This is a genomic window from Gardnerella sp. KA00390 (assembly GCF_049244075.1).
Classification (GTDB): Bacteria; Actinomycetota; Actinomycetes; order Actinomycetales; family Bifidobacteriaceae; genus Bifidobacterium; species Bifidobacterium vaginale.
The window spans coordinates 254,719-268,481 of sequence record NZ_CP058372.1; the positions used below are offsets into that span (position 1 = coordinate 254,719).

The window sequence follows — 13,763 nt, forward strand, 5'->3', positions numbered from 1 at the left end:
GTTATAAACCTGAAAGGACAGCAAGATGGCACATAAGAAGGGTGCGTCTAGCTCGCGCAACGGTCGCGACTCACAGGCGCAATATCTTGGCGTTAAGAAGTTCGGTGGAGAAGCTGTTGTGGCTGGAAACATTATTGTTCGCCAGCGCGGCACCAAGTTCCATGCAGGACAGAACGTTGCTTTGGGTAAGGATCACACGCTGTACGCTTTGGTGGACGGCAATGTGAAGTTCGGCATTCGTCGCGATCGCAAGGTTGTAGACGTAGTTACCGCCTGAGTAACTCATTAATCTTCTAGCCGCACCCCGTTCGGTGCGGCTTTTTTGTTTTTGCAAATCTGGCGAGTATTGAGCATCAAGTAAGGTAAAAGTTATGAGCGATTTTGTAGATCGAGTAACAGTACACGTTAAAGGCGGCGACGGCGGCAACGGATCCGCAGGCGTGCGCAGAGAAAAATACAAGCCACTTGCAGGTCCAAACGGCGGAAATGGCGGAAATGGCGGAAGCGTTATATTCGTAGCCGATCGCAACGCTAACAGCCTACTCGACTACCGATTCATGCCACATCGCGTAGCGCAGAGTGGCACAATGGGTTTAGGTGATACAAAGGACGGCTCCAAAGGAGAAGACCTTATGTTGCCAGTGCCAGTCGGAACCGTAATTTTTGAGGCGAAGGGTGCATCGGGCGCGCAAAAAAAGCCAGGCAACGTTTTGGCTGATTTGCAACATGTAGGCGACACATTCGTAGTCGCAGCAGGAGGTGCTGGAGGCCTTGGAAACGCCGCTCTTGCCAATAAAACTCGCCGCGCTCCAGGTTTTGCACTACTAGGCGAACCTGGCGAAGAACGAGACGTAATCCTAGAACTAAAGTCGATAGCAGACGTCGCGCTAGTGGGCTTCCCGTCTGCAGGAAAGTCAAGTCTTGTAGCTTCAATCAGCGCTGCAAAACCAAAAATCGCAGATTATCCGTTTACAACGCTTGTTCCAAACCTTGGTGTGGTCAGCTTTGGTGAATACCGCTATACAATCGCAGACGTGCCAGGATTGATCCCAGGAGCTTCCGAAGGAAAAGGGCTTGGGCTAGAATTTTTGCGCCACATTGAGCGCACGGAAATAATCGCCCACGTAATCGACTGCGCAACGCTTGAACCCAATCGCGATCCAATCAGCGATTATAAGGCTTTGGAACACGAGCTTTCGCAATACGCAAACAAGTTGGATTTGCCGCTTGGAGCGATTCCGATTCCAGAGCGTCCGCGAATTATTGTGCTAAACAAGATTGATGTGCCAGAGGCAAAAGAGTTGGCAGAATTTGTGCGAAGCGACTTTGAAAAAATGGGCTTTCCAGTTTTTGAGATTTCTACTGCGTCTCACGAAGGCTTGAAAGAGCTTGGTTTTGCGCTTGGAAAGATGGTGGCTAGTATGCGCGAAAAGCTTGCTGAGCAAGAGGCAGCGCGAGAAGAAGAGCGAGTTGTTATTCAGCCGCTTGAACAGCCAGCATTGAGACGACGCAGAGATGATGGCCGCGGAAGTGCTAGCGACTTTACAATCGAGCGCGAAGAAGACAAAAATGGCGACTTCTGGTTTACTGTTACGGGCGCTAAGCCAGAGCGTTGGGTTGTGCAAACAAACTTCGACAACGACGAGGCAGTTGGCTATTTGGCGGATCGCTTAGCAAAACTTGGTGTAGAAGACGAGTTGCGCAAGAAGGGTGCACGTCCAGGAGACGAGATTAGGATTGGTCGCGGAAACCGCATGGTTTGCTTCGACTGGGATCCAAGCATTGTAGCAGGTGCGGAAGGTTTGGACGGCGCTAGCTTGGGCGCGCGTGGAAAAGACTTGCGACTTGAAGCAAATGACCCTAGAGGTGCAAGACGCACGAATGCGGAGCGCAGACGCGATTATCACATGATGATGGATGCAAAGAGCGCTGTGAGAGATGCGATGATGGCGGAGAGAAAGCAAGGTCATTGGGCAGATCCATCGGTAGATGACGACAAACACGATGAGCAGAGTTTATTTGGACGTGGTGAGTAAATGATTAATAAGGCAGTTGAGCCTACCGAAGATGAGATTCGGCGTTCAATTAGCAATGCGAACACAATAGTCGTAAAAGTTGGCTCTAGCTCGCTTACAGACTTATCTGGTCATTTAGACGTGCAAAAATTACGTGCTCTTGTTACGGCTATTAGCCGTGCTCAAATGTCTGGAGCTAATGTAGTTTTAGTATCTTCTGGTGCTATCGCAGCGGGATTTGGACTACTTGGTTTTAATGAACGTCCTAAAGATGTGCCGACTCAGCAAGCAACAGCATCAGTTGGACAAGGCTTGCTCATGTACCAATATGAGTCAGCATTTGCTGAATTCGGCATAAGAGTAGGGCAAATGCTACTAACGGCAGACGTTACTATAAGCCCTTCGCGTTATCGTAATGCCCAACGCACAATGCTTAGGCTGCTAGAATTGGGCGTTGTGCCAATCGTAAACGAAAACGACGCTCTGTCTAGCAACGAAATACGTTTTGGTGATAACGATAGGCTTGCGGCGCTTGTGGCGAACATTGTGCGAGCAGATGCGCTGGTTCTTTTAACAGATGTTGACGCGCTTTACACGGCTCCGCCTAGCGAACCAGATGCTAAGCGGATTGGTTTTGTTCCCGATGTTACGCGCGCGTTAGATGATGTTAAAGTTGGCTCCAGCATTTCGGGTGTAGGCACAGGCGGAATGATAACCAAGATGGATGCAGCGCACGTTGCTGCTGTTTCTGGAATCCCAACGCTTTTGACATGTGCTAGTAACGCGGAGGACGCACTATCGGGGAAAGCCGTTGGAACCGTGTTCGCGCCACTAAATTCGCGCGCGTCTTCCAGAAGACTTTGGATTGGTTTTGCGTCTAATCCGCATGGCTCGATTATTGTAGATTCTGGTGCAGCTGCAGCCGTTCGAGGAGGGAAAGCAAGCCTGTTGGCTGCTGGAATCGTAGGGGTTGCTGGCGACTTTTCTGCAAGTGATCCAGTGTGGATTGATGACGAGCATGGCAATCATTTAGCCAAAGGGCTAGTTGCATTTGATTCAGATGAGATACCGCAGGTAATGGGGCTTACAACAGATGATTTAGAGGCGACTTTGGGGCGGCAATACGCACATCCTGTGGTGCATCGCGACAATCTTGTGCTTTTATAGCATTTGCTTGCTTTTGCGTTTTTCTTACCTACTGTTGCGAGAGGGCTGGCTAATTCTTGTCTCACAACGCTCCGCCTATTACGTGTAGTCTAGAGTTGCGGTTGTTCCGTTTTGGCTTTGATTTTGTTTTTTGGTTGAAGTTTATTTGTAGTGGTTGATCATTGGATTATTTGGTATCGGCTGCCGCTCTTATACTGTTCGACCAAGAATCACCCAGCCCTCTTACATGCTTGAGCAATTGTGTATAGCTTAATCACCGAGATTCTCGATTTTTCTTGCTCTCTCGGCGAGTCACCACCTTTCGGCGCTGAGGCTCACCTCGCTCGCGGCAAAAAATCTCGAATCTCTACATCACTTGGTGCATTTTCGGGAAATAACGTGTAATGGTTACACTGTAGAGTATGGCAGAAAATATCGCAGCAAATACGGCAGCAAACGCATCAAACTCTCAATGGCGCTCTATGAGCAATCGCATTAACAAAGTGGCACCGAGTGCAACGCTTGCTGTAGATGGCAAAGCAAAAGCAATGAAAGCCGCAGGAATCGACGTTATTAGCTTCGGCGCAGGCGAACCTGATTTTCCAACGCCGCTCTACATTGTTGAAGCCGCAGCCGCCGCATGCAAAGACCCAAAAAACTACAAGTACACGGCTACGGCTGGTCTTCCAGAGCTTCGCGAGGCGATTGCGCGCAAAGTCAAGCGCGATTCTGGCTACGATGTTTCCCTAAATCAAGTTGTTGTAACGAATGGCGGCAAACAAGCTGTTTACGAAGCATGCCAGATTTTGTTAAACGATGGCGATGAAGTTATAATCCCAGCGCCATATTGGACAAGCTACCCAGAGGCAGTAAAACTTGCAGGTGGTGTGCCTGTGCCTGTTATGTCTGGCGCGGATCGCGGTTTTGAGCCAGATATTGAGGCGATTGAGGCGGCTCGTACCCCACGCACGCGTGCGATTATTGTAACTTCGCCTTCTAATCCAACAGGCGCTATTTGGAGCGCACAAACGATTCGCGCGATTGGCGAATGGGCTGTAAAACACCATATTTGGGTGCTTTCCGACGAGATTTACGAGCACTTGCATTACGACGGCGTAAAAACGTCGTATATTGGCGTAGAAGTGCCAGAAGTGCGCGACCAGCTGCTTGTTTTGAACGGTGTTGCTAAAACGTACGCAATGCCAGGTTGGCGTGTTGGCTGGATGGTTGCGCCGCTTGATGTCGCAAAAGCTGCGATTAAGCTTCAAAGCCACATGACGTCTAACGTTTCCAATATTTCACAGCGAGCAGCTCTTGCAGCGGTTGGTGGGACCTTAGATGAAGTTGCAAAAATGCGTGATTCCTTCGATGCTCGTCGAAAGGCTATTGTGCAGGCGTTAAACGATATTGATGGCGTGACTTGCCCTCTTTCGCACGGAGCTTTCTACGCGTTTGCAAACGTTGAGGCACTACTTGATCGCCCGATGGGCAAGGATTCTAAGATTCCAGGCACGTCGTCTGTGCTTGCGCAAATGCTTCTTGATGAAGCGCATGTTGCCGCTGTTCCTGGAGAGGCTTTTGGTGCGCCTGGCCACTTGCGATTCTCGTGTGCTTTAGCAGACAGTCAGCTTGCCGAAGGTATGAGGCGTATGAAGCAGTGGATTGAAGGCGGCAGCGCGTTTTAAAGGCGCCAGCGCGTTGTTTACGCGCGCAAAAGTCGCCAGCAACCGCGCGTTTAGCGACACTCGCTAATCATAATAAAACCCTTAAATCTTGCCCTTCCGCTAACATATCTATTTGGCGGTTTTGCCAAGTCAATCTTTTTAAGGTATGATTAGCAAGTTCACCTAGGGATGTGGCGCAATTGGTAGCGCAACGGTCTCCAAAACCGTAGGTTGTGGGTTCGAGTCCCGCCGTCCCTGCCAGTTTTATTGTTAACAATTTTCAAACGAAGGATTCAAGCATGGCCAAGGCAAAAGAGAAGAAGCCGAATTTGTTCATGCGTATTGGCATGTTCATTAAGCAAACTATTGATGAGACTCGCAAAGTCGTTGCTCCTCACGGCAAGGAATTGTTTGCTTGGTCAGCTTCCGTGTTTATTTTTGTTATTTTCTTGATGGTTTTCGTCACTGTTATGGACTTCGGTTTGGGTAAGTCTGTTATGTGGCTGTTTGGCTGATTTCAACGAATTTTGAGGGTGTGCGAATATGACTGACGAGTTGAATCTCGAAAATGTTGATTCTGTGAATGATCTTGCGGATTTTGACGCAGCTGATATTTCGGTTGATGCTGCAAATGTTGAGAACGCAGATGCTGCAGATACTGTTGTCGTAGAAGATGCTTCTGAAAATAGTGAAAACGTAGCTGGTGAGACCGAGTCTCCTGCTGAGCCTGCTGAAACGGTTGCTGGCGATTCTTCCGCTGCGCAAGAAGTTGATCCTACAGATGCTGGTGCTGCCGCTGTTGCGGAATTCTCTAAGACTTTGCGCACTCTTGAAGGCAAGTGGTACGTTCTCCACACCTATTCTGGCTACGAGAAGCGCGTTAAAACTAACGTTGAATCTCGTGTACAAAGCTTTGGTTTGGAAGACAAGATTTTCCAGATTGAAGTGCCAATGGAAGAGGTTGAAAAGCACACCGACAAGGGTAAGAAGGTTATTACCCGCGTTCGCGTTCCAGGTTATGTGCTTATTCGTATGTGGCCAGATGAGAATGCTCGTCGTATTGTGCGCGAAACTGAAGGCGTTACTGGTTTTGTTGGCCCATCTAAGGAGCCTGCTCCTCTTAGCCGTAAGGAAGTTATCGATATGATGGCTCCTATGATTGCGTCTGAGGCTTTGAAGAAGGCTGGAGATAAGCCTGCTGCGGCTCGTAAGCGTACCGTTGAGGTGGCTTACAAGGTTGGCGATCAAGTTACAGTTACCGATGGCCCATTTGCGACTATGGCTGCCGTGGTATCGGATGTGGATCCTACAACGCAGAAGCTTACGGTTCTTGTTTCTATCTTCGGTCGCGAAACTCCTGTGGAGCTTGGATTTAACCAGGTAGAGCCTATTGTTTGATTTTTAATGCGCGTTTTGTGATTGTTGCGCGTATCTGATTTTATCAGTGCATAAGTCGGGGTGTGGTGTTTGCTGCATCCCGACTTTTGTTTTGCTTTGTTTTTTTTTGGGGGGGGGGGATAATCCGTAATTTTGTAATGTAATTTTTTATAATTTAATCAAAAACCCCGAGCTATTAACCCGGGGTTATGAAAGAGAAGAGAAGAAGAGAGGTTCAGTTATTAGTTCTTGCAAATCATTCGTTATGTTGATTTGCTTTTTCCTTGATGTCTCTATAATAGGCATCCTTTACTTAAGACAAAGATGTTATTGCCTGTGAATTACCTGAAAATCTTGTAAAAAATCTCTACGTTTCGCCATTTTTGTGTATATTTCTTTATTTTTCTGTAGTTCGAGTGCAGTCTTAATAATTTCGCGTTAAATTCTTTGAATTTTGTTAAATCTTTTGTTGATACTGTTCTCTGATGTGCCGTATGCTTGAATCATGTCAGAAATTGCAGAATCTACGAATAGCGATGAGTCTAAAGTTTTACCCACTTCTGAATCGGCTAATTCTTCTGAATCGGCTAATTTGCCGATGTCTATTTCTGCACGATTAGGTAAATTGCAATTCCATCTTTCTGGCAAATTTCGTGTTTTGCAGTTTGCAGATGTTCAGGATGCTCCAAAAATTAGCAAAGATACAATTAGGCTTATAGAGTCCGCTTGTGATGCTGTTAAGCCAGATATTGTGATTTTTACGGGTAATCAAATTGCTGGATATGTTAAAGATTTTGCGGATACATTTGTACGCAGACGCTGGTCTTCGGAGGCTTTCGACTCTTCCTCAGGACGATTTTCTGATAATTACTCGCCTAAGGATGAGTCGTATGCAGAAAAACTAGATGCAACGCGAAAAAAAGTTATTGAGCACATTAAGCGTATGGTGCAGCCTTTGGAAGATCGTTCAATTCCATGGGCGCTGACTTACGGAAACCATGATTTTCAATGTGGGTTAAGCAATGAAGAATTGGATTCTTTGTATCAAGAGTTTAAGGGTTGCATGAACCGTTCTTCGCAAAACAAGTCGAATAATTATGATTCTTCTAGTTGCAATGTTGCAGCTTTGCAATCCACTAAATGCATATTGCCAAATCAAATTATTTTTCCTTGTGAAGCTGGTACGTTTGCGCTTCCAGTTATGGATGTGAATCAGGAAAATGTTATATTTTCATTAGTTTTGGTTAATTCTGGAGACTATGAGAAGAGTGGAGGTTATGGGAAACCTTCGGATAAGGCACTTGATTTTTTGAGAAATTTGCCAAAGTTATCGCCTCCAAAATTCTGTGTTTTCCAGCATTTTCCTCTTCCTCAATACTATGGTTTAATGCGTGAAGTTTCTAAAGATTATGCGTCTCAGGAACATGCGATCGAGGGGTACAGGCGTTTTGCTGGAAAATATTACGCGTTAGACGATAATCGCGTTTTGCCAGATGGTTATCTTGGAGAAGGTGTGAGTTGCCCAGATAAAGACAGTGGGGAATATGATATTTTGCAAAAGATTGGCACTTTCGCTTTCTGCGCAGGGCATGATCACAGAAACGCGTTTGCTGGACGTTGTAAAGATTCGGATATGCTACTTATGTCTACTGCAACGTGTGGTTTTGGATCTTATGGGCCAGCTGCATCTAAATGTGGTGCAAGACTTATCGAATTTGACATACGTCACCCATACGAGCCTAGAACGCAAATGCTTGAATTTGGTGATTTAGTTGGAAAACCTTCGTCTAAAAAGGCGTATACTTATGGTCTAAACGCGGATTGCGATCACGATTTGCCAGAAGTAGATTTATTGCAAAAACCTTCGCTTTTTGCAAGGCTATTGAGAAGATGGCGGTCTCGCGCAGCAAAGTAGCTTGGTTAATGCTCGAATTGGTATGTGTTATTGGCACGCATGTCGGTATTATAGTGATTAGTTTTAGTTGCAAACGAAAGAGGTAAATGTGTCTGCGCATAATACGGCTGAACAGAACGAAAGTGGCATTGACGCTGCAGACGTTTTGCATGTAGAAGGTGGCAAGCCGCTTAACGGAGCTATTAAAGTTCGTGGTGCAAAAAACTTTGTTAGTAAAGCAATGGTTGCAGCTTTGCTTGCTCCTGGGAAATCCGTGTTAAAGAATGTTCCAGAAATCAGAGATGTTCACGTTGTTTCTGATTTGCTGCGTTTGCATGGAGTAAACGTAGATGTTGATGGCGCTGCAGGCGTTGTTAGTATTGACGCAAGCAACGTTCAGCTTGCTGATGTTGCAGACGTAGATACATTATCAGGATCTTCGAGAATACCTATTCTCTTCTCTGGTCCGCTTCTTCACAGACTTGGTGAGGCTTTTATCCCAGCTTTAGGTGGGTGCAATATTGGAGGGCGTCCAATAGATTTCCATCTTGAAACTTTGCGTAAACTTGGTGCGAATGTAGATAAAGATCATGAGGATGGTATTCATATTACTGCTCCTAACGGCTTGCATGGCACTAAAATTCATCTACCTTATCCATCGGTTGGTGCCACTGAGCAAACTCTTCTTGCAGCCGTGCTTGCAGAAGGTAAAACAGAGCTTTCGGGTGCTGCAATTGAGCCAGAAATTATGGATTTGGTGGCTGTTTTGCAAAAAATGGGCGCTATTATTTCTGTAGACGTTGATCGAACATTTAGGATTGAGGGCGTTGATAAGCTTCAAGGCTACAATCATACGGCTTTAACAGATAGGATTGAGGCAGCATCTTGGGCTTCTGCTGCGCTCGCAACTCATGGTGACGTGTTTATTAAAGGGGCTACTCAGCCAGAGATGATGACCTTCTTAAACGTGTTCCGTAAAGTTGGTGGTCAGTTTGACGTTACTGATAACGGTATTCGATTCTGGCATCCGGGTGGTGATTTGCATCCTGTTGCTATTGAAACCGATGTCCATCCTGGTTTTATGACTGATTGGCAGCAGCCTCTTGTTGTTGCTTTAACTCAAGCTAAAGGTTTGAGTATTGTTCACGAAACTGTTTATGAGAATCGTTTTGGGTTTACAAAACCACTTGTTCAAATGGGCGCTATGATTCAGTTGTATCGCGAGTGCTTAGGTTCTCTTCCTTGCCGATTCCAGCAGCGAAATTACAAGCATTCTGCTGTGATTTTTGGTCCGACGCCTCTTACTGGTCAAGATATTGATGTTCCTGATTTGCGAGGCGGTTTTAGTCATCTTATTGCGGCTCTTGCAGCTAAGGGTCCATCTAACGTTAAGGGTATTTCGCTTATTGACCGTGGTTATGCAGATTTCCGCGGTAAGTTGACTGCTCTTGGCGCGGATATTGATTGAGCAATTTGAGTAATTTGGGCGATTTGAGCAATGTGGATAACTTTTCCCTTATTTTTCTAGGGTTTTGATGGCTTTGGTACACATTGTTCTATAAGTATTTTCAATACGCAAATTAGTCTATAAAGTTTGCAGCACAGGATTATTGTCATTTTGATTTTATGAAAGTGCGGCAAATATGGTTTGTGTGGGCGGAAGATATCAGATTCTCGGAAAACTTGGAGCTGGAGGAACATCTACTGTTTATCTTGCGGTAGATAATGTTCTTCATAAGCAGTGGGCTATAAAAGAAACTGCTACTGATTTTGATGACGATAAAAAAGCCTTGATTTTGCAGTCTTTGCGCGCAGAAGTTGAGGTTTTAAATCATTGCAATCATCCTTCTATACCTAGAATTGTTGATTTTTTTGAGGAGAATGGCAGAGCATACGCTGTTCGCGACTATGTTGACGGATTTTCTTTAAAATCAATGATTTTACAAGAAGGTGTTATGAGTCCTGCCGAAGTGTGTAATTTAGGTATACGATTGTGTGGCTTATTGCAATATCTTCATTCACTTAATCCTTCTATTGTTTATTGTGATTTAAAACCATCTAACATTATGCTTGGTGCGGATTCAAAAGTTTATTTAATTGACTTTGGATCTGCATTAGAAATTAAAAATAAAGATGGTGTGTTGGTGCAACCAAGCAGATTTAAACAAGATGCGCGTTTTGCTACTCGTGGATTTGCTGCTCCAGAACTTTTTAAGCCTGAATCCAAAATAGGCGTTTTTACTGATGTGTATTCTCTTGGTGCTACATTGTGGTTTGCTCTTACGGGTAAATGTTTTTCTGATAATAAGACTATAGACTCAGAAAACTCAGAGCATTATGATGCTACAAAGCACTTTACTAATTTCGACTTAGCTGATGGTGGTTTTGCTAACGATCTTCAAGCTGTTTTAATGCGCGCCATGTTAGAAAATCCTTTGGAGCGTTATGCGGATTGTAAAGAATTTGCTCAGTCGTTAGAGGATTGCTTAGAAAATTATTTAGGAGACAATTTAGATTCTGGCGTAGAGGGTATAGAAAATATCAGGTCGCGTGTAAATCATTATAAGAATAATCGTCGTGATAAACGTAAGAGTAGTCGTAGGAGTATGCGTAAAAATACTCATAAAAAGAGTGGTAGGAATAGTTATCGAAATATTGTAATCAAAATTATTTGCTGCATACTGATGGTTGTTGTTGGCTGCTTTTTGATAGGAACATCATTGCATTCTTTAACATCAAATAGTCAAATAAGTAGTCGAAAAAATGATTATGTGCAACTGACTCGTAACAATGATGAAAAAAGAAACAAGAATGCTATAGAGAAAATAAGTGATGTTGAAAAATATAAAAACTACATGAGAACAGCGGCAAAATCAGTGGATTCTAAGCAGGTGATTCAAAATGTTAATCAAGCCATGCGATTGCAAATAAAACTTTTTAATGCAAATATTCAGCCGCTTTCCATTCAACCAATACTCAGACTTTTAGTGCATCAAATTGAAGATTTTCGGTGGACTCTTGATGAAAGAGAAGATTTTACAGCGTTGATTAATGAGTATAAAAACACGCTTAAAAAATCTGAAGATTGGTATGAACTGTGCTTATCTGTGGGTAAAGCATATTGGTATTATAGCGTTGAAAATGGGGAAGAAGTTAGTGATTCAAATAGAAAAACTCGCATAACAGCAGCATCTGAATGGTTTAAAGAAGCGTTAAAAGGTGTTAAATCAAGAGACTATGAGTTGGCATCAATGTATTATTCGATTGGAAGTGAGTATTTAGGCTTTGCATCTTATGCGGAAGGAAAATACAAGCCGCAAAATGTTGATTATATTACGAAATTGCATAATTTTATTGAAAATGCTAAGAAAAATCAGAACGAGATTGTAAAAATAGATGCGTGTGAACTTGTTTTTAATTCGCTAAAATCGTGGATTAGTTTATTTAAGTCTTATGCTGTTAGTCAAGATAGTATTGAAAATATTTTTGACGACGCGTTAGATTTAGCGCGATCTATAAAGTCGCAAAATAAAAACGTTGACAATAGAGTTAAACAGATAATGAGACAAGCGGATCCGTTAATTGATTCAATTGAAAATATATTTGACAATGGCGGCTCTTAGGATTTGCAAAGAAAAAGCCCACTGCGGTGGAATGAATGCAGTGGGCTTAGTGGAGCTAATGGTAATCGAAACCACGACCTCTTCGATGCGAACGAAGCGCTCTACCAACTGAGCTATAGCCCCATTGTTCTACAACAACTCTGCACACTGTACTACAAGGTGCGTAAAAGTACAATGCTAAACCGGTATGGAGTGTTGCAAAAAACGTTTAAATGTCAATAATAATGCGCCTAATGCTTATTTGTATTTTCATATAGTGCACACATTTAGTATGCATATGTGGAAGCTACATTGCTGTCATAAATCCGCCAAAAATCACCACAAGAATCGCTAAGACTTCAATAGTATAGAACATTATAAATGATGCCCAGCTGCAAGTCAGCACATTTAAGCGTGATGTTTTAGGCACTATTACAAGTAGTCCTACGAATAAAACAGCGTATACAGCAACGCCAAATCCTGCAGATATTATTCCAAGGTTTGCTGCATTAGCTAGTCCAGCTGCAGACCCATAAACGACGTATGTTGAGTACCAAAAGCTTAGTCTTAGCAAGCATAAGCCGCTTATAAATTGTTCAATCGTTAGAAAAATAACGAATAAAAATCTCCACAGCCATTTTTTAGACTCTATTAATGCCATTGCTAGTGTTGTAGCTGTTGCAACGGTTGTAACCCATGCTATAAACACAACGCCTTGTGGTGTTAAACCAGAATAATGTTGAACAACCCATGAAGTGTGTTGTACTGCTAATGTTCTACCTATCCAATATGGAATGACTATTGCTGCTAGAAGCACTGCAAAGTAGAGTATCCAGCGTTTAGGATTAGAGTGACGTTTGGAAATATCTGCTATCGATAGCTCAGATTCCAATTCGTTAGGTGATCCAAGTGTTTTATCTGCGTTAGCATCAGTGTTTGCTTTACGCTGATCCATCTTTTGCCACTCTCCTTTAAACGCGTTAAACACTTTAAAGCTAGATCAAATTTGTAATATCAAATTCTCAATGACTACATTACCAGCAAAATAAAATATACGCGAAAAACGCCTGATTGTTTGTAAAAAATCTCGAATCGTTAGCTTGTTAATCAGCTTGTTAATCATGTTTAATCGTTAGTCTGTGTTGCGTGTGCAAGGTAAATGAGCGAGTGTTCCTGGTTTTGTAGTCAAATATCGGCTTTAGGGAAACAAAGTCGGGATTCAGAAAGGAAACAAAGTCGGGATTCAAATCGTAATCTTATAATCTAAAGCGTGCAATATAATTGTTAATCCGCGCAAAATGCGTGCCGAGAAAATGCAACACGGTACTACAAAACAGGATTTTAGGTATTCTTATGGGATTTATTCATTTTATTCTTAATCTTCTTAAAGACCCGCGTTCAGCTATAGCTGGTTGGATTGCTATGGGTACAGCTCCTGCTTTGGGATTAATATTCTTAATCATTTTTATTGAAACAGGCGTTGTGTTTTTCCCATTTTTGCCTGGAGATTCTTTGCTTTTTGCAGCAGGATTCTTTGCTGCTCCAGATTCGCAAACTGGTAAAAGTTCTCTTCCGCTTATGCTTTTGCTAGCGGTTGTGTGGATAGCACCTATTGTTGGCGACCAGTGCAATTATTTCATCGGACACTTTTTCGGCAGAAGAATTGTTGAATCTGGTAAAGTTAAGGCATTGACTCCAGAACGCGTTGCTAAAACAGAGAAGATGATTGATAAATGGGGTCCTCTTGCTGTGTTTTTAGGTAGGTTTTTCCCGTTTATACGAACTTTTATGCCTTTTATTTCGGGTATTTCTGGAATGCGTTGGACTCGTTTTACTCCTTTCTCGATTCTTGGTGGAGTGGTATGGTCGTCGCTTTTTACAATGCTCGGATATTTCTTCGGAAATATTCCTTTTGTTCAGAAGAATTTTGAGCTTGTTATAGTGGCGATTCTGCTGATTTCTCTTGTACCAACGTTTATTGGACTTTATAAAGCTCATGCTGCTAACAAAGCTAAGAAATGTTTGGAGAAGTAGGGTATTAGTAGAATTACGAGTATTCAATCGA

11 protein-coding genes and 2 tRNA genes are annotated in these 13,763 nt (G+C 43.4%); 11 read left to right on the forward strand and 2 right to left on the reverse strand.

All coding sequences use genetic code 11. The features are described from left to right. The first annotated feature begins 25 nt into the window (after positions 1-25). From rpmA to HXT53_RS00985, 10 genes are all read left to right on the forward strand, one after another. A complete protein-coding gene (rpmA, locus tag HXT53_RS00940; protein WP_004106248.1) occupies positions 26-277 on the forward strand; it encodes a 50S ribosomal protein L27 in 252 nt (83 codons plus the stop codon). A 94-nt stretch (positions 278-371) separates the two neighbouring features. After that, complete coding sequence (gene obgE, locus HXT53_RS00945; protein ID WP_101892020.1) at positions 372-2,036, forward strand: GTPase ObgE; 1,665 nt, start codon at positions 372-374, stop codon at positions 2,034-2,036. Beyond that, on the forward strand, positions 2,037-3,182 hold the full coding sequence (proB, locus tag HXT53_RS00950; RefSeq protein WP_101892021.1) for a glutamate 5-kinase: 1,146 nt from the start codon (positions 2,037-2,039) through the stop codon (positions 3,180-3,182). It abuts the gene before it with no gap. 401 nt (positions 3,183-3,583) lie between these two features. Next, positions 3,584-4,846, forward strand: coding sequence for a pyridoxal phosphate-dependent aminotransferase (locus tag HXT53_RS00955; RefSeq protein ID WP_004115951.1), 1,263 nt, complete (start codon positions 3,584-3,586; stop codon positions 4,844-4,846). A 164-nt stretch (positions 4,847-5,010) separates the two neighbouring features. Next, positions 5,011-5,086 (forward strand) — tRNA-Trp (locus HXT53_RS00960). A gap of 38 nt (positions 5,087-5,124) precedes the next feature. After that, positions 5,125-5,340 carry a preprotein translocase subunit SecE gene (gene secE, locus HXT53_RS00965; protein WP_004111941.1) on the forward strand — a complete coding sequence of 72 codons (216 nt, stop codon included), beginning with the start codon at positions 5,125-5,127 and terminating at the stop codon, positions 5,338-5,340. A 28-nt stretch (positions 5,341-5,368) separates the two neighbouring features. After that, a complete protein-coding gene (gene nusG, locus HXT53_RS00970) occupies positions 5,369-6,223 on the forward strand; it encodes a transcription termination/antitermination protein NusG (RefSeq protein WP_004118345.1) in 855 nt (284 codons plus the stop codon). A 484-nt stretch (positions 6,224-6,707) separates the two neighbouring features. Continuing rightward, complete coding sequence (locus HXT53_RS00975) at positions 6,708-8,117, forward strand: metallophosphoesterase (protein ID WP_004111947.1); 1,410 nt, start codon at positions 6,708-6,710, stop codon at positions 8,115-8,117. Between the two features lie 88 nt (positions 8,118-8,205). Next, complete coding sequence (gene murA, locus HXT53_RS00980; RefSeq protein WP_004111949.1) at positions 8,206-9,564, forward strand: UDP-N-acetylglucosamine 1-carboxyvinyltransferase; 1,359 nt, start codon at positions 8,206-8,208, stop codon at positions 9,562-9,564. 175 nt (positions 9,565-9,739) lie between these two features. Further along, the gene (locus HXT53_RS00985) at positions 9,740-11,719 is read left to right on the forward strand and encodes a serine/threonine protein kinase (RefSeq protein WP_174190983.1); all 1,980 of its coding nucleotides are present in this window, start codon (positions 9,740-9,742) and stop codon (positions 11,717-11,719) included. Between the two features lie 50 nt (positions 11,720-11,769). Here the strand turns inward: HXT53_RS00985 and HXT53_RS00990 are convergent. Continuing rightward, a tRNA-Ala gene (locus tag HXT53_RS00990) sits at positions 11,770-11,842 on the reverse strand. A gap of 163 nt (positions 11,843-12,005) precedes the next feature. Next, positions 12,006-12,653, reverse strand: coding sequence for a hypothetical protein (locus tag HXT53_RS00995; protein WP_004137869.1), 648 nt, complete (start codon positions 12,651-12,653; stop codon positions 12,006-12,008). Positions 12,654-13,051: 398 nt separating this feature from the next. Here HXT53_RS00995 and HXT53_RS01000 point away from each other — a divergent pair, with 398 nt between their 5' ends. Continuing rightward, positions 13,052-13,732 carry a DedA family protein gene (locus HXT53_RS01000; protein WP_004111955.1) on the forward strand — a complete coding sequence of 227 codons (681 nt, stop codon included), beginning with the start codon at positions 13,052-13,054 and terminating at the stop codon, positions 13,730-13,732. Positions 13,733-13,763 lie beyond the last annotated feature (31 nt).

Excerpts from the sequence above, each read along its gene's own strand:
- HXT53_RS01000 (WP_004111955.1), top strand. The coding sequence starts at position 13,052 with ATGGGATTTATTCATTTTATTCTTAATCTTCTTAAAGACCCGCGTTCA.
- HXT53_RS00985 (WP_174190983.1), top strand. The coding sequence starts at position 9,740 with ATGGTTTGTGTGGGCGGAAGATATCAGATTCTCGGAAAACTTGGAGCT.
- HXT53_RS00995 (WP_004137869.1), bottom strand. The coding sequence starts at position 12,653 with ATGGATCAGCGTAAAGCAAACACTGATGCTAACGCAGATAAAACACTT.
- HXT53_RS00975 (WP_004111947.1), top strand. The coding sequence starts at position 6,708 with ATGTCAGAAATTGCAGAATCTACGAATAGCGATGAGTCTAAAGTTTTA.
- secE (WP_004111941.1), top strand. The coding sequence starts at position 5,125 with ATGGCCAAGGCAAAAGAGAAGAAGCCGAATTTGTTCATGCGTATTGGC.
- obgE (WP_101892020.1), top strand. The coding sequence starts at position 372 with ATGAGCGATTTTGTAGATCGAGTAACAGTACACGTTAAAGGCGGCGAC.
- HXT53_RS00955 (WP_004115951.1), top strand. The coding sequence starts at position 3,584 with ATGGCAGAAAATATCGCAGCAAATACGGCAGCAAACGCATCAAACTCT.
- rpmA (WP_004106248.1), top strand. The coding sequence starts at position 26 with ATGGCACATAAGAAGGGTGCGTCTAGCTCGCGCAACGGTCGCGACTCA.
- proB (WP_101892021.1), top strand. The coding sequence starts at position 2,037 with ATGATTAATAAGGCAGTTGAGCCTACCGAAGATGAGATTCGGCGTTCA.
- nusG (WP_004118345.1), top strand. The coding sequence starts at position 5,369 with ATGACTGACGAGTTGAATCTCGAAAATGTTGATTCTGTGAATGATCTT.